This is a genomic window from Lysinibacillus sp. RC46, assembly GCF_041262385.1.
Taxonomy (GTDB): domain Bacteria; phylum Bacillota; class Bacilli; order Bacillales_A; family Planococcaceae; genus Lysinibacillus.
On the sequence record NZ_JBGCCF010000005.1, the window covers coordinates 140461 to 156384 of the forward strand.

Below are 15924 nucleotides of genomic sequence, written 5' to 3' on the forward strand. Positions count from 1 at the left end.
ACGCTACTTAGTGAGGGATATAATGAAAAAATATAAAGAGAGTGTAGCGCAATTTGCAGACTATCATCAATTCATACAACTCAACCCATTTGATGCAATCGTATGTTTGAGAAAAGTTGATACAAAAGCGTTTGAAGTCGTTCATTTTAACGAAAAGCTACCGTCATTTATTAAGCTACAAGATGTGAAAGCCATCAACGCAGAACAATTTTTTAAGGAGCAATGCTGGCTGCAATTATCAAATATATTACAACAAGAATTCAATATAGACCAAAGTCTAAAGGAAAGTACGGAGCACACAGTAAAAACATTTGTTGTTCGTGTACTGCCCTTAGAAAAATCAGTTATAGCAGTTATTCTACGGGAGAAACAAAATGAGGTAGAACCGTATTTGCAATTTGTAGAACAGCACGTAAGTCCGGTATTAACAACTGATTTACAAGGTCGCATTATTCACCAAAACGTTGTTGCCACTTCTCTATTGTCAAAAGAACATCAAAGCTTGATAGGTCAAAATATTTTTTCATTATTAGAGAGTAAGTATATCAACGAATTTAAATTATTATTCGCAAAAACTATTGAGGGCTCAGCATTTGGTATGCCCAAATGCATGTTTAAAGGTCAATTGCTAAGTAAAGAACCATTTTATTTAAGAACGCATCCAACGTACTTTAATGGTGAAATTATAGGTGTACATTTATTTGTGAAAGATGCCACTTCATTTATGAATGATCATGAGGCCTTTTATTACCTAGCATTAATGGATGAATTAACGGGTATTTGGAATCGCAAGGCTTTTAAGGAGCATTGGCTTCAACATTTAAATGATAAAAAGCGTAATAAGCAAGCAGCTATTATTTTAGTGGATATTGATCGCTTTAAAAAGTTTAATGAATCCCTTGGTGAAAGTAAGGGTGATGAACTTATGCGAATGTTTAGTCATAGACTTCGTGAGCTCTGTTACTCCAAATGCTCTCTTTATCGTTATAATAGTGATGAATTTATTTTTGTTCTAAAAGATGCAACCATCAACAAAATTGAACATACGGCTAATGCTATTTTAGACGCATTAAAACAGCCATTCATGATTGATGGGCAGGAATATTTTATTAGCGTGTCGATTGGTATCTCACTCAGTCCAGCAGATGGCATGGATTTAGAAACGCTTGTACGTAAAGCAGATAAAGCATTGTTTTCTGTAAAAGAACATGGGCGTTCACACTACCGTTACTATCGTGAAGATATGACAACTATTTTTCCAAATGAAGCGCTAATGGAGGCCCATTTACGTCGTGCTATCGAATTTAATGAGCTAAGTATTCATTTACAACCACAAATGGATTTAACGAATAACAGCACCAATAGCTTTGAGGCCTTATTACGATGGAATAATCGAAAATTTGGCTATGTGTCTCCTGCACAATTTATACCTATTGCGGAGGCATCAGGCTTAATAATTGAAATCGGTGATTGGATTATTGACGAGGTATGTCGCTATCAAAAAGAGTGGCAAATGAAGGGTTATCGACCAGTACGAATTGCCATCAATATTTCACCAAAACAATTTAGAAAAGAAAACTTTGCTCGGAAAATTAAAACTGCCTTGAAAAAGTATAATGTGCCACCTGAATTATTAGAGGTGGAAATTACCGAAAGCTCCATGACTAATGTTCATGAAACATTTTCAATTTTAACTGAATTGAAGCAACTAGGTGTTTATGTTTCGGTTGATGATTTTGGAACAGGCTATTCATCTTTAAGCTATTTAAAGCGTTATCCGATAGACATCATAAAAATTGATCAATCATTTATAGCTGATATTACGAAAGATGATAAAAATGAGGCAATTATTAAGGCCATTATTTCAATGTCCCATAACTTGGGATTAGAGGTCATTGCTGAAGGGATCGAGGAACCATCACAGGTTGATTTCCTAAAACGTCATTGTTGCCAAAAAGGCCAAGGCTTTTTATATAACAAGCCATTACCTGTAGAAACCATTGTTAATAAATATTTTGTCGGCTAATGAAAACAAGTCAAGTAGCACTTCATCGTGAATTGGATGAAGTGCTACTTTTTAGAGTTTTGGGAAGAGGGGTATCTAAGGGAAATGCAGGTACAACCGATCAAAAAAAGGCATAACCTGATCACATCTCCGGGCAAGCCGATCAAAAAAGGACTTCACCTGATCACATCTCTGGGCAAGCCGATCAAAAAGGAATATACCTGATCACATCTCCGGGCAAGCCGATCAAAAAAGGGCTATACCTGATCACTTTTCCGGGCAAGCCGATCAAAAAAGGAATATACCTGATCACATCTCTGGTCTAGCCGATCAAAAAAGGAATATACCTGATCACATCTCCGGTCAAGGCGATCAAAAAAGGGCTATACCTGATCACTTTTCCGGGCAAGCCGATCAAAAAGGAATATACCTGATTACATCTCCGGCCAAGCCGATCAAAAAAGGAATATACCTAATCACATCTCCGGTCAAGGCGATCAAAAAAGGGCTAAACCTGATCACTTTTCCGGGCAAGCCGATCAAAAAAGGACTTCACCTGATCACATCTCCGGGCAAGCCGATCAAAAAAGGACTTCACCTAATCACATCTCCGGGCAAGCCGATCAAAAAAGGACTTCACCTAATCACATCTCTGGTCAACTCGATCAAATAATGCTTTACCCGAGCAGTTCTCCCGTCAACCCGAACGAACGGAGATACAACCGGATTGGAAAAGGACTACACCCGAGCGCATGCTGTTTCCACCTGAGCAAACCTGTCTAAAATGAGCTATTTATTTTCTACTTTCAATCCATCTAACACAATAGCTGTAAATTGCGCCATTTCTGTAGCTAAATTGAAATCTTCATTGTGGATTAACCAATCATAAACATTTGCACGCATACAACGTTGAATAATTGCTTGAATTTGATTAACCTCTATATCGTGACGAAACTCCCCAAGTTGAATACCTTCTTCGATATAACTGTTCATAATTTGGAAAATCATTCTTTGTGGATTTATTAAATAATGATCTTGTTCCACTTGATTTGTCATCGCAGCAGTATACACAGTTCGTAACAAATCTTTTCCAACAACATTTGTTAAATACTTCATTTGTTCTTGATACAGCAATAAAATTTTTTCACTTGCAGGCAATGTACGATCAATATTTTTTTCCACAGAGCCATAAAAACTATCTAGCTCTTTAAATTTTTCTAAAATAACGTCGTACTTGGATGGGAAATGTGTGTAAAATGTTCCTTTTGATACATTACAGGCTTTAGTAATTTGCTCAACAGATACATGCTCGAATCCATGTTTATTAAATAAATCTAAAGATGCTTTGAGTAATTTTTCCCGTGTTTCTAATGCCTTTTTTTGACGGCTAGTCAATGAATTCATATTGGACAATCCCTTCAAGTTAAAGTATTTTAACATATTTTTTATGGAAAGTATTCTGAAAATATAAAATGTTTTGATTGACGTAATGGATTTGATTTGATTATCATTTAATTGACCGTAGTCAATGACTTTGGTCAATTAATAAATCACGTTATTAATGTTACGATAAAAGAGTAGGGTTTGGCTAGTGTTCATTGGATTTTCAAGGAACGGGGGATGTCAACAATGACGGAGAAATTAGGTTTTATCGGCTTAGGCAATATGGGGTTACCGATGTCAGTTAATTTATTAAAGGCTGGCTATAAGGTATATGGCTTTGATACTAATTCACAAGCAGTGGAGCAATTTAAAAAAGAAGGTGGAGTTGGACTTGCAACAGCAAAGGAAGTTGCTGAGCAAAGCGATATTATTATGACGAGCTTGCCGACACCACAAGTAGTGGAACAAGTATATAGATCTGAACAGGGTATAATGCATCATGCTAAGAAAGGAAGTTTATTAATAGACTTTAGTACGGTAAATCCCGAATTGAATGATTCCTTACATAAGGAAGCACAATCATTGGGATTACGATATCTTGGGGCACCTGTTAGTGGAGGTGTTGTAGGTGCTATTAATGCAACACTTACGATAATGGTTGGTGGTGAAGAGGATAATTATCAAAGCGGATCTGGAATATTCCGAATAGTAGGAAAAAATATTTATCATCTTGGTACGTCTTCAAGTGTAGGTACACGTATAAAATTACTCAATAATTTAATGATTGGATTTTATACTGAGGCAGTCGCTGAAACAATCGTGCTTGGTGAAAAGATGGGTATCCATGCAGATACATTGTTTGAAGTGTTAAGTAATAGTTACGGTCAAAGCCGTATTTATGAACGTAATTTTTTAGAATACATGAAAAACGACAACTATCAGCCAGGTTTTTCTACAAATCTATTATTAAAAGATTTGAAACTAGCGAAAAATATGGCAGAAGAAGCAGGGGTACCACTTCGAATCGGGAATAAATTAGTGGATCTTTATAGTGATATTTCTCAGCAAGGCTATGGAGAAAATGATATGTCGGCTGCTTATTTAAGTTTAAAAGAAACATGTAAAATTGAACAATTTTAAAGGAGGACAATAAATATGACAACAGCACATGAGGTTAAAACATTAACGCACTTTATTGGTGGGGAACTAATAGAAGGGAAAAGCGAACGTTTCGGTTCGGTATTTAACCCAACGACTGGTGAGGTTATTGCCAAGGTTCCGCTTGCAACTGCAGAAGAAACTCGAGAGGCAATCGATAAGGCACAGACAGCTTTTCCACAATGGAGAGATACATCAGTAGCTAAACGTGCTGAGATTGTATTAAAGTTCCGTAATCTTATTACTGAAAATATGGAGGAGCTTTTACAAATTATTTGTACAGAAAGCGGTAAAACAATTGAGGATGCGAAAGGTGAAATTACACGTGGTTTAGAGTCTGTTGACTTAGCTATCGGTGCACCTCATTTAATGAAGGGAGAGTATTCAGTTAATGTTGGTGGTGACATTAATGCCTACTCTGCAAAATATCCCTTAGGTGTTGTAGCGGCTATTTCACCATTTAACTTCCCGATCATGGTGCCTTTAGCGCAAACAAGTATGGCAGTTGCTGTCGGTAATGCCGTTATTTTAAAAGCTTCCGAACGTGTTCCTATGACTGCCTTATATGTTAGTGAGCTTTGGAAAAAGGCTGGGTTACCAGATGGCATTTGGACGGTAGTAAATGGAGATAAAGATGCAGTTAATGAACTATTAGAAAATCCGAGTGTGGAAGCAATTTCATTTGTAGGGTCGACACCAGTTGCCAAATATATTTATGAAACAGGCTCGAAACACGGTAAACGTGTCACAGCACTTGGTGGAGGAAAAAACAATATGGTTGTTATGCCTGATGCAGATCTTGATCAGGTAGCAAATGCGTTTATCGGAGCAGCTTATGGAGCAGCCTCTCAACGTTGTATGGCCATTTCTACGATTATGCCTGTTGGAAAGGATACTGCGGATCGTCTTGTTGAAATATTAAAGGAGAAAATCACTAATTTAAAGGTAGGCTCATTTACAAATCCAGAGACAGACTTTGGCCCTGTCATTTCACAGCAATCGAAGGAAGCGATTATTGCTGCGATCAATCGAGGAGAGTCTGAAGGGGCAACAGTTGTTTGTGATGGTCGTGAACTTGATATTGTCAAAGAGTCAAAAGGATTCTTTGTAGGTCCAACATTGCTAGATAACGTAAAACCGGGCATGGAAATTTATGAACAAGAAATATTTGGTCCAGCACGAAATGTTGTACGTGTGGATTCATTGGACGAAGCAATCCAACTTATAAATAAGCATGAGCTTGGAAATGGGGTAACAATCTTTACGAATGACGGTTTAGCAGCTCGTAAATTTACTACAGAAATCGATGTTGGTATGGTTGGTGTAAATGTCCCAATTCCAATCCCAGTAGGCTACCATAACTTTGCTGGATTTAAAGGCTCTCGTTTTGGAGAAGGGCATATGTTTGGTCCCGATCAAGCACGCTTCTTCACTAAAACAAAAACAATATCAGAGCGTTGGATGACAGGTCAAGCATCGACAGCATCTACGTTTGCATTCCCAAGTAATAACGACTAGTTCAGAAGAGGAGCTGTATACTTTTTATTACAGGTAGGAAACCATACTAAAACTTAATAGTTAACCACCAAATACAGTCTTTATACACATAAAAGGCTGTATTTTTTTATTGTCTTAAAATATTATTACAGGTAAAATATATACCAAATACCAAATATATGCAATGATATAACGTTAATTCAAGATACATAGATCGGGGGGAATTTATGAGATATGTAAGAGTGCTAACAAAAACATACAAAGACAACACTGGTAGAAGTATTGAATTGTACTCTCTTCTCGTAGAGCACAATGGAGAAACAAGTCTTTTACATCCATTGCACGAGTATCAGCTAAAAAACCATGTAATGAGCAAGTCATGGCATAACAAACTTATACAGGCAGTGGAATTAATGCTAGATTATATGAATGCAAATCAACATTGCTTTTCATCTCCAAAGGCTTTCTTTGAATCCTTTGCTGAATCTATGTATTCTGGGACGATTGGTGAAGATGGGTATGACCCAAGTGGTCTTTACTGGTTACCTAAAAAAACCACTACAGCGAATAATCTTCTCTACTTACTAACTCAATTCTCTGATTGGCTGGCAGAGAACTATAATGTAAAGCCACTCAATCCATGGAGAAATGCTACCAGTTATGAAGAAAGATTGAATTGGATGGCACAGAACAATAAGAGTCATAGGTCCTTTTTAGGACATTTGGACAGTTCATTAAAAACGTCAGAGACAGCTAAGAAAGCACGCAATCTCAAACTACGAAGAGCTCCTTCAGGTGAAAACAGCGGAACAAAAGCATTTCCTGAAGACAAGATTAACGAATTACTGTGGGAAGGCTTTAAGAAGACAGACAAAAAGAACAATTTAAGTTTTCTTGAGAGTTACAACTGGCGTGATATTGCTATTACTATTTTAATGCATGGAGGTGGCATTCGACATTGTGAGGCTTATCACTTATGGGTACATGATGTAATGCCTGACCCCTACGACCCAAACCTCGCTCTTGTACGAATTTACCACCCTGTTGATGGCGCGCTGCACCTAACGACTATAAAAACCCCTCAAACGGACGTTATGTAACGAATCGTGAAGCTTATTTAGGTATCAAATATGGCATGCTACCTAGAAACAAATATGTAGACAAGAGGCGCTATGCTGGATGGAAAAATCCTAAGATGTCTGACGGACAACAAAACTATATGCAGGTTCATTGGTTTCCTCGTCAATGGGGATACCTTTTTATGCAAGTTTGGAAGATGTATATGGCTCAACGCCTTCGTGAGAATATACCTGACACACACCCTTTCGCGTTTGTATCCTTTAAGGACAAGGTTAAAGGTGATATGTACAGCATGCAGTCGTTTAAAGAATCTCATGCCAAAGCAGTAGAAAAAATAGGACTTACAGTGGGTAAAATGCATGGTACAACTGAGCATGGTCATCGGCATGCTTGGGGACAACGTGGACGTGCTGCAAACTTAGACCGTCCAGTTATGCAGGCAGGACTGCACCATAAGTCTGAGGAGTCACAGGATATTTATACAGAGCCAACGATAGATAGTGTGACACGAGCACTCACCCAAGCAAGTGAGGCGCTAGAAAATGGCATTAAGCTACCTATGAACGTAGATATGGATGCGTGGTTCAATCAAGAACGTAAGCTACAAAAAAAGTGGATCCAAAGGGGAAAAAATAGATGAAGAAAAAAAACCTTGGACAAAGCTCAGACATAACATTTAGTTGGGTTACAGAAATAGACCCTAAACTTGAACAATGGGGTTCTTTAGCTAAAGATTATCTGATTACAGTTATAAGAAACAAATCTGGAGTAATATCAGCACTTGGGAAATTTCTAATCGAATATCTTCATAAGAAAAATATATCAAAAGTTCCACTCAATGAATGCGTGCTGCTGCCCCTTCTGGCCTGCTCCAAGTTGTTTCGAGATAATAAAGTTGTTTAATACCGTTCAACAATAAATTCCTTTTCTTATGGAACGGTTCTCTACGTTGTTTGTAACTGTAAAATTTAAGGAATCCTTTACAGACAACCCCTAAAGCTTTGGATCACTTCATTAGGCGCACCGTGATTAATCATATGTGTAGCATTATTTCTTTATCGTCATCTTTCATCCAAAGCTGTTGGTGAAAAATCTTTAGCGATTTACCAAATCTCTTAAAGTCTTATCGTATAATCGATAAATAACAGACATAATTTCCTCGTCTATTTCATCAACAAATTCAACTACTTGTTGGTCTTCAACGTTTTCCACATTATTATCTTCTACTATCGTAGAACACCTCCTCTTATAAATATTAGACCTATTTATATTTTATCACATGTGAATGTTTTTATAATTGTTCCTTTTATACAGTTGGTCTACACTACCTTTATTTATCAGCAATATATTTTTTTATTATACCTTGCATTATAGAGTAATATAAATTACGTTATTACCAATATGTGTGAGAAATAGAAGTTGATAAGGGAGTTTTAAAAGGACATATTGATACGTTAATTCTTTCACTTTTACATAGTAAGGATATGATGAACTTGCAAAATTAGTTCGAGAAAAGAGTAAATAATCAGTTTGAACTTAAAGAAGGGACTCTTTATCTGTCATTAAAGCGTTTGGAGAAAAATAAATGGATTTCTAGATGAACAAGGTCCTGGAGTGGGGAAACCCTGTCTAAGTTCATGTTAATTAGACCGTACAATCGGATATGGTCTTTCACGTAAGGATTCTCAGCAAATTATTTCACTTGTTTCGGATTAAATAATTGATGACTCATTTTCTACACTCATGTTCATTATTCTCTTGATAATGTATCTTTTTTAAGTAAAAGCACCCTATGAAGGTAGACTTTTTTTAATTGTCTACCTTCATAGGGTGCTTTTTATATTAAGAAACATTTTTTATCATTTTAGTTTTAATTAAAGAGAAATATTGCATTAATTGATTCGTAATCCATAAAGATAACGTCACAATAAAGGCTGATACACCCCAACGAACGAAATTTGATATTTCAGATAGCGGATAAGGATTTATTACTACTGATCCTGAATTTGATATCAAAATAATATATATCAATCCACGTTCAGAAATTATAAGAGATAATGTAATCACTATAAAATAGACTAATGCTTTCAATTTCATTTTTTAACCACCTTTAGATTATAATATTAAAATACAATACATGAATATAAGAGGGCTCAACTTAATAACTCCTAAACCAGTGTTAAACCATCTTATCATCTGTTTATTACTTACAAATTAATCACTCTCTTTGTAAAATTCTATAACTGTTTGGAATGAGGTAGGGAAGGGTTTTAATCCTAATTCAACAGCTTTTATATCTGCAAGTAATTCTTCTTCCCTATTATTAAGAATCATTAGATAATTTTTTTCTTTGGATGTACGTAACTCTTTCAATTGTTGAGAATCAAAAAATATATATGTTGGTTCGTTTTTTTTCACTTTTACTTTCTCCATTAATACAGAAGAATTCCCTCTTTCATCTAAAGAGATTATATCAACTTCCGTATTATAGGGAACCGGTCCTAATTTCATACCTTCTATTGGTGATTTAGTAATTACTATCCCTTCATTTATCATATATTCAATGTCTTGTTTATTTTTTCCTATCCATTTAGGGTAAGGGGTTAAATTAACATTCTCCACATCTTTCAAATCCAAATCAAAAGTATGTTTAGCAGTATTGTTATTTACGTTAACAGGGCCATCCATAACGAAATTCCGATGGATGGGTGACATTTCACCATTGTACAAACCCGGAATTCCCGAGTGTTCAAGTGGGAAAAATAATAATTCATTCATCCCATCTTTATCCCATTCAATCTTAATATTAATTTCCACTGAAGATTCAGGCTGTACATCATATAAAATGGAATAAGCCCATTCACTAGAGTTATTCATTTTTACTTTCGCAAATTTATTACCTTGCATGAAAAAACTCTGAACTTTCAATTTTTCGTTCCCCTTATTTTCGAAAATAATTGTCCCTATAATATGGTCCTGCTCCGTATCAAGTTTAATATAGGGATAGGAGACACTCTTCATCTTAATATGTTTTATAAGTTTTTCGTTGGGAAGGAACCCCAACACTTTACTGTATTTTGGACCGATATCTGGAGATAAGTTGAATATATTGTAATCATCGTTAATTTTTACATCAGGAGAATCGTTAGAAACTTCTTCATATACTTTTATCTCATTTTTCTCTGTGTTTTCTAGATCTGAGTATACTATTCTTGCCAAGAAAAGAATTATAATTATTGCTATAACAAATAAATAGATTTTTTTCATTTATTAACTCCTTGATTAAGAAAAAGATTTAACCATAATAATGATTAAATCTTTTTCTTTAATAGAAAATGTCGATTTGAAATTTAGTAGTTTATACTATCAGAGGTATATCCAGTAAAAGTTATATTTGATGTGAATCTATTTACCGTATGGTAAGTTAACCCTGACCATGCATTCGTACCCGATAAATCATTAGTCTCAATTGTAGAAGTAGCTTTAGAAGATGAAGACAATACAGTAGTCGAAGCAAAATTACCTTGAATAGGACTTAACCCTGCTGTACTAATGGAAGTTTTTGCAGTTATTACATCCATAATTCCTCCGTCTTGAGAATACCCAGTGCTAGTAACTTTACTACCCGATCCTTTAACTGTTGTTTTCCCATTTGTATATTTGAACGCTTCGTTTGCCAAAGGTGAAATTCCATAATCTGAAGTTTCATTATTTGAAATTTCATTTGGATCAAAAAGTTCAATAGTATTAGGATACTTTCCTACTTCGAAAGATTCCCAAGCCTTATCCCAATCAATATCAGTATATTCAGAGCTCGCTTTAACTGATGAATTACTACCTGTAGATAAAACAACACCTGCAATTAAGAACGGCGTTAACATTTTTGTAAGTTTCATACAAATTTCTCCTTTTTCTATTATTATCTTATAATATTTTCCAATTTATTAAAAGTGTGATTTTAACTAAATTCATGAGTTTAATTTGTAATTTTCTGATTTTTCGATATAATATATTAACAAAATTTGGATGTATTTTGTTTTAATCTTTTTTAAAATATTATTTTTACATAAGTACCATTGAATCAATTTCATGTGAGATTACTCAATTGAAAACATAACTAGAAGAAAACGAACTATTCCAGTCTCTTCCCGGTATAGGTGAAAAATTCGCGAACGGGTGCTTTACTTCAATAAGGAGTAGAGCCTTTTTCTACTTAAATTAAACCAGCTAATAGATTGTCAATAAAAATCTTTATAATTAAAAAACACTTCATGCTATACATACCAGTGGATTTACGATAATGACAAAGTACTCTCTTGCTTCTAAAAACTGAACAACTGGGGCATACTCAAATAAACCTCGCATTTTTCGCGCAAAAAAAGGGCGTAAATGGATTAAAAAGGATTTCCACACCCGAGGATGTTGCTGAAACCATCTGTTATACACTTCTTCAAAAGTCTCTAACAGGACAAATCATAGCAGTAGACAATGGTCAAACAATGTAAGAATCGATTCCCTTTTTATTTATAATTGAGAATTCAAAATTGAAAAGATGTTTACTGAGTTTGTAAAATCCATCAGTAAACATCTTTTTGTTCGTTTATCAAGGTTATTAGTATCAATTTGATCATACATTATTATTGAGAAAAAAAGGATGCTAAATATTTAATTTCCTTTTCATCAGGTGTTGCATATCCTACATTATTTTTATCACTTAAATAGGCAACACAATCTGGATATAATGCTTCTGTCCATTCTTTAACTTCAAACTCTGAATCAAAAATACGGTTATCCTCTTTATGGCTTCCATTTATTCATTTAACATTCTCCATTGAATCCACCACACTTCCAATTTCCCCCACAACTATTCTATATTATTATGCTAACCTGCGCCTTTAGTTCAATAAAAAAGAGCTGCCTATGCAACTCAATGATTTTCAAGTAAAGCACCCCAAGTAGCCTAATCGATTGCATTAATTTTATTCCCTCTCTTAAACCCTTTAATTATATGCGAGCGAGAAATCGTTGATAACAAGGTTATGGTACTACTTACGAAGTTACCGAAAACTTATCAAACTATGTACCTCGACTTAATAGGAGGAGGTCTTTCATTCGTACTCTTATTTTTTGTAAATTCAGTTCCTATTGCATGGGTGTGTGAATTGTTTGGGGGAATGGTATTTCCTTTATTCAATGCCCAAAGTGCAGCAAATTTACTTTTGGTCAATAGTAAGAACCCAGTTCACAATGAAAGTATAATATCAGATGTCATCAATTTATACGCTAACAAAGAATTGGTAAAAGGATATAAAGTGTTTAATAGCGAAATATTTTTATCAGAAGATATAGCAAGTAAATTTTCGGATATGGTTCTTGATGCGGAAGAAGATGGAGTTTCTAGTTTTTTAATTACGAGTGGTTTTCGAAGATTTGATGAGCAAACTAAACTTTATAAAGAAATGGGTTCCAAACGTGCCTTACCAGCAGGTTTCAGCGAACACAATTTAGGTTTATCGCTTGATATGGGAAGTACCCAAGGGAAGATGGAGGTAGCACCTGAGGGAGAGTGGATAGCACAGAACGCTTGGAAATACGGGTTTACTCTACGTTATCCAGAGGATAAAACGGACATAACTGGAATTATGAATGAACCATGGCATATCCGCTTTGTCGGTTTACCGCATAGTGCGATTATGAAAGAAAAGAATTATGTTTTAGAGGAATATTTAGACTTTCTAAAAGCAGAAAAACATATTTCTGCTACTGTAAATGGTCAAAAATATGAGGTCTTTTATTATCCTGTTACTGAAAATACCACTATTAATGTACCAGCCAATCTTCGTTATGAGGTATCGGGTAATAATATAGATGGTGTGATTGTGACAGTATTTCCTGATACAGTATAGAAACTCAAGGACCTCGTGTAAACCAGGGTCAAACAGGTACAACATAAAAAGAGTGAGAGAGCCAAAAGGCGAACAATCTCCTATAGGAAATCCAACAGATCCCCCAGTTGTCCGAATCAGCTGGGGGATCTATTAGAAAGAGTCTTTTACACTAATGTACAAGGAGTCATATAAATATGATAAAAAAACAGTCACAATTGCACTACTCATGATGATTCTAATTGTTTTTGGCTGTTCCAGAAATGAACAAAACAAACAACAAATCCAACAGGGATTACTCACTGTCGCTGATCCTGAAAGTATCACCCTTCTTGTCAATAAAAAATATGCTTTTCCGGAAGGCTATGAACCGAAAGATCTCGTTTATCCAAATGTTCCATTTATATTTAATGGAAAAATAGAAAAAAGAATGATGAAAGAAGAAGCAGCGAAGTATCTCGAAAAAATGTTCCATGCTGCGAATAAACAGAATATTTATCTAGCAGGTGTTTCAGCCTATCGTTCTTCTCAAACTCAAACAACCCTATTTAATAATTATGTTAAAAAAGATGGTATTGAAAAAGCAAAAACATATAGTGCTGTTCCTGGTACAAGCGAACATCAATCAGGATTAGCAATTGACGTTAGTGGAACCGATGGAACTTGTGCTGCAGATGATTGTTTCGCGAATACAGGAGAGGCAGCATGGCTTGAAGATAACGCCCATAAATATGGATATATCATTCGCTTTCCAAAAGGCAAAGAAAATATTACCGGCTACCAATATGAACCATGGCATATACGTTATGTTGGGGTAAATTTAGCCACTGAGTTATATAATAAAGGGTTAACATTGGAAGAATATTATGAGTCAGCACCTGTGAGTAGAGAGAGAAAATAACAATGAGTATCTCAAAAATATAAAATTCCTCCAATAATATGTAGGATAAATTAATTTAGTGGGCCCCTATTGAGAATAGGGGCTCTTTTTTGAATTTAAAAATTGAATTTGTATATTAAGTAACTGCCTATATCAACTACCCAATCAATCCTCAAAACCATTTATCTTTCTCTGATTACTTATCATCTTGCCAACGCGGCAAAGATATACTTAAAATCACAACATACTCGAGGCTGATAATATCGAAAATTTTTAGTTGTAAATACCTAACATATCAAAGCGGTTCCCGGTCGTAAGACTGATGTTAAGATGCAGAATGGATCGCCAAGTTACTTCGTCATGGATTACTCAAACAAAGCTAGTTTCATTCCAGATCGCACCCAACGTGAATTACAGAATTAGTTCGGTATCGTCGGAGTATAATTAAAGAACGCGCGAGACAACATAACTGCATTCAAAAGGTACTCTGTAGCACTATCGACTTTAATGAATAAATTTATGCATATTTCTTAACGTTGTAAATCCGCATTTTTCTGACGCTAACTCTTGCAAAAGTTTTAGTATAAAGTTTTAGTATATATACTAAAACTTTAACCCTTTATCCAAAAGACTTCTAGTTCATTTAGTATATATATTACCTATAATAATTTTATTACAGCTCTTTTTTCTAAAAGCAGAAGAGGAGGATGGGGATGTTAGAGTACATTGGGCTTTTTGGTAGTTTAGCTTTACTTGTGTATTTAACAATGAGGGGCGTAAATTTACTGATTTCAGCACCATTGACTGCATTGATAGCGGCCGTAACGAATGGTCTAGCATTTTTTCCACAAACAGCTGATGAGAATCAAGCTAACTTCTTAACAAGTTATATGGATGGGTTCACTGGATTCGTTGGTTCATGGTATTTAATGTTCATGGCAGGAGCCATTTTCGGAAAGGTAATGGAAGATACGGGAGCAGCTGATAGTGTCTCTAAATGGATTGTAGAAAAAATTGGAGTGAAATATGCAGCCTATGCAGTAGTAGCTGCAGCAGCAGTACTAACGTATGGTGGAGTCTCAGTGTTTATCGTAGCCTTTTCTGTATATCCAATGGCTATCAGTTTATTCAAGCAAGCTAATTTTCCTCGTCGCTTTATCCCTGCTGCACTTGGTTTAGGTTCTGTAACCTTTACGATGACCTCAGCAGGTTCACCGGAAATTCAAAATTGGATTCCTATTCCATACCTTGGTACAACGCCATACGCCGGATGGGAAGTAAGTATAATTGTTGCAATTTTTATGGCTATTGGTGGATCACTGTGGCTAAATTGGATGATCAAACGTGCAGTAAAAAGCGGAGAGATATTCATCGAACGCTCTACTGATCCAGTTGTTGATGAATCTCGTAAGCTTCCAAGTCCAATTTTAAGTATTGTACCACTAGTAGTAGTTTTAGGCATTTCCTTTGCGTTCCACGAATCTCTAGGAACTTCAGCCCTAATTGTGGCATTAACGAGCGGATGTATTATGGCTTATCTAGTGAGCTATAAATATTCAAAGTCTGTCGGTGCGACACTAGCAGCTGGTGCTATGGGGGCAGTTGTAGCTATCGCTAATACGGCAGCTGTAGTTGGTTTCGGAGGTGTGGTAAAAGCTACACCATCATTTTTGGCAACTGTTGACGTTATGACTAATATTCCTGGAAGTCCGTTAATTGGCGGTGCGTTAGCCATCGCTGTAATAGCAGGTTTAACAGGCTCGGCTTCAGGTGGTCAAACAATTGCACTGCCTTTACTTGCTCCACACTATATTGACATTGGAGTTGATACGGAGGCGTTGCACCGTACAATTGCTATTGCATCAGGTTCTCTCGATTCATTGCCACATGGTGGTTATGTAGTAACAACCATCAATTCGGTATGCAATGAAAAGCATAAAGATGCTTATATGCCATTTGGTGCTTTAACCGTCATTATACCGATTATAGGTACATTGATTGCCATCATATTATTCTCACTAGGAATGTAGGGGGAT

At 35.7% G+C, this 15924-nt stretch carries 12 protein-coding genes and 4 pseudogenes; 12 read left to right on the forward strand and 4 right to left on the reverse strand.

Annotation, left to right across the window (positions count from 1 at the left end; translation table 11 throughout):
- Window positions 1-22 precede the first annotated feature (22 nt).
- Entirely contained in the window at window positions 23-2026 is a 2004-nt protein-coding gene (locus ABH966_RS06565) for an EAL domain-containing protein (RefSeq protein ID WP_370076902.1), read from the forward strand.
- A 768-nt stretch (window positions 2027-2794) separates the two neighbouring features.
- Here ABH966_RS06565 and ABH966_RS06570 read toward each other — a convergent pair.
- On the reverse strand, window positions 2795-3409 hold the full coding sequence (locus ABH966_RS06570; RefSeq protein WP_370076904.1) for a TetR/AcrR family transcriptional regulator: 615 nt from the start codon (window positions 3407-3409) through the stop codon (window positions 2795-2797).
- Between the two features lie 225 nt (window positions 3410-3634).
- On the opposite strand from ABH966_RS06570, the gene ABH966_RS06575 reads away from it, so the two are divergent.
- The 6 genes and pseudogenes from ABH966_RS06575 to ABH966_RS06600 all read left to right on the forward strand — a co-directional run.
- Window positions 3635-4528, forward strand: coding sequence for an NAD(P)-dependent oxidoreductase (locus ABH966_RS06575; protein ID WP_370076906.1), 894 nt, complete (start codon window positions 3635-3637; stop codon window positions 4526-4528).
- A gap of 15 nt (window positions 4529-4543) precedes the next feature.
- The gene (locus ABH966_RS06580; RefSeq protein WP_370076908.1) at window positions 4544-6064 is read left to right on the forward strand and encodes a CoA-acylating methylmalonate-semialdehyde dehydrogenase; all 1521 of its coding nucleotides are present in this window, start codon (window positions 4544-4546) and stop codon (window positions 6062-6064) included.
- A 206-nt stretch (window positions 6065-6270) separates the two neighbouring features.
- Window positions 6271-7143, forward strand: a complete 873-nt coding sequence (locus tag ABH966_RS06585; RefSeq protein ID WP_370076910.1) for a hypothetical protein — start codon at window positions 6271-6273, stop codon at window positions 7141-7143.
- A gap of 161 nt (window positions 7144-7304) precedes the next feature.
- On the forward strand, window positions 7305-7763 hold the full coding sequence (locus tag ABH966_RS06590) for a hypothetical protein (RefSeq protein ID WP_370076912.1): 459 nt from the start codon (window positions 7305-7307) through the stop codon (window positions 7761-7763).
- Window positions 7760-8026, forward strand: coding sequence for a hypothetical protein (locus ABH966_RS06595; RefSeq protein ID WP_370076914.1), 267 nt, complete (start codon window positions 7760-7762; stop codon window positions 8024-8026). Before ABH966_RS06590 ends, ABH966_RS06595 begins: the two co-directional genes overlap by 4 nt.
- A gap of 509 nt (window positions 8027-8535) precedes the next feature.
- Window positions 8536-8718: pseudogene (locus tag ABH966_RS06600) on the forward strand (PadR family transcriptional regulator); the annotation flags it as partial.
- A gap of 247 nt (window positions 8719-8965) precedes the next feature.
- Here ABH966_RS06600 and ABH966_RS06605 read toward each other — a convergent pair.
- From ABH966_RS06605 to ABH966_RS06615, 3 genes are all read right to left on the reverse strand, one after another.
- The gene (locus ABH966_RS06605) at window positions 8966-9220 is read right to left on the reverse strand and encodes a hypothetical protein (protein ID WP_370076916.1); all 255 of its coding nucleotides are present in this window, start codon (window positions 9218-9220) and stop codon (window positions 8966-8968) included.
- Window positions 9221-9337: 117 nt separating this feature from the next.
- Window positions 9338-10390 carry a hypothetical protein gene (locus ABH966_RS06610; RefSeq protein ID WP_370076918.1) on the reverse strand — a complete coding sequence of 351 codons (1053 nt, stop codon included), beginning with the start codon at window positions 10388-10390 and terminating at the stop codon, window positions 9338-9340.
- An 83-nt stretch (window positions 10391-10473) separates the two neighbouring features.
- Window positions 10474-11019 (reverse strand): hypothetical protein, encoded by a 546-nt coding sequence (locus ABH966_RS06615; RefSeq protein WP_370076920.1) that lies wholly within the window; start codon window positions 11017-11019, stop codon window positions 10474-10476.
- A 498-nt stretch (window positions 11020-11517) separates the two neighbouring features.
- Between ABH966_RS06615 and ABH966_RS27070 the strand changes: the two are divergent.
- The 5 genes and pseudogenes from ABH966_RS27070 to ABH966_RS06635 form a co-directional block, all read left to right on the forward strand.
- Window positions 11518-11628 (forward strand): annotated as a pseudogene (locus ABH966_RS27070) (3-ketoacyl-ACP reductase); the annotation flags it as partial.
- 705 nt (window positions 11629-12333) lie between these two features.
- Window positions 12334-13029: pseudogene (locus ABH966_RS06620) on the forward strand (M15 family metallopeptidase); the annotation flags it as partial.
- Window positions 13030-13183: 154 nt separating this feature from the next.
- A complete protein-coding gene (locus ABH966_RS06625) occupies window positions 13184-13909 on the forward strand; it encodes a M15 family metallopeptidase (RefSeq protein WP_370076922.1) in 726 nt (241 codons plus the stop codon).
- Window positions 13910-14179: 270 nt separating this feature from the next.
- Window positions 14180-14376 (forward strand): annotated as a pseudogene (locus ABH966_RS06630) (IS110 family transposase); the annotation flags it as partial.
- A gap of 225 nt (window positions 14377-14601) precedes the next feature.
- Window positions 14602-15918 carry a GntP family permease gene (locus ABH966_RS06635; protein ID WP_370076923.1) on the forward strand — a complete coding sequence of 439 codons (1317 nt, stop codon included), beginning with the start codon at window positions 14602-14604 and terminating at the stop codon, window positions 15916-15918.
- Window positions 15919-15924 lie beyond the last annotated feature (6 nt).

Bases quoted from the DNA above. Each gene is read 5' to 3' on its own strand.
- ABH966_RS06565 (WP_370076902.1), top strand. From the start codon at position 23: ATGAAAAAATATAAAGAGAGTGTAGCGCAATTTGCAGACTATCATCAA.
- ABH966_RS06570 (WP_370076904.1), bottom strand. From the start codon at position 3,409: ATGAATTCATTGACTAGCCGTCAAAAAAAGGCATTAGAAACACGGGAA.
- ABH966_RS06575 (WP_370076906.1), top strand. From the start codon at position 3,635: ATGACGGAGAAATTAGGTTTTATCGGCTTAGGCAATATGGGGTTACCG.
- ABH966_RS06580 (WP_370076908.1), top strand. From the start codon at position 4,544: ATGACAACAGCACATGAGGTTAAAACATTAACGCACTTTATTGGTGGG.
- ABH966_RS06585 (WP_370076910.1), top strand. From the start codon at position 6,271: ATGAGATATGTAAGAGTGCTAACAAAAACATACAAAGACAACACTGGT.
- ABH966_RS06590 (WP_370076912.1), top strand. From the start codon at position 7,305: ATGCAAGTTTGGAAGATGTATATGGCTCAACGCCTTCGTGAGAATATA.
- ABH966_RS06595 (WP_370076914.1), top strand. From the start codon at position 7,760: ATGAAGAAAAAAAACCTTGGACAAAGCTCAGACATAACATTTAGTTGG.
- ABH966_RS06605 (WP_370076916.1), bottom strand. From the start codon at position 9,220: ATGAAATTGAAAGCATTAGTCTATTTTATAGTGATTACATTATCTCTT.
- ABH966_RS06610 (WP_370076918.1), bottom strand. From the start codon at position 10,390: ATGAAAAAAATCTATTTATTTGTTATAGCAATAATTATAATTCTTTTC.
- ABH966_RS06615 (WP_370076920.1), bottom strand. From the start codon at position 11,019: ATGAAACTTACAAAAATGTTAACGCCGTTCTTAATTGCAGGTGTTGTT.
- ABH966_RS06625 (WP_370076922.1), top strand. From the start codon at position 13,184: ATGTACAAGGAGTCATATAAATATGATAAAAAAACAGTCACAATTGCA.
- ABH966_RS06635 (WP_370076923.1), top strand. From the start codon at position 14,602: ATGTTAGAGTACATTGGGCTTTTTGGTAGTTTAGCTTTACTTGTGTAT.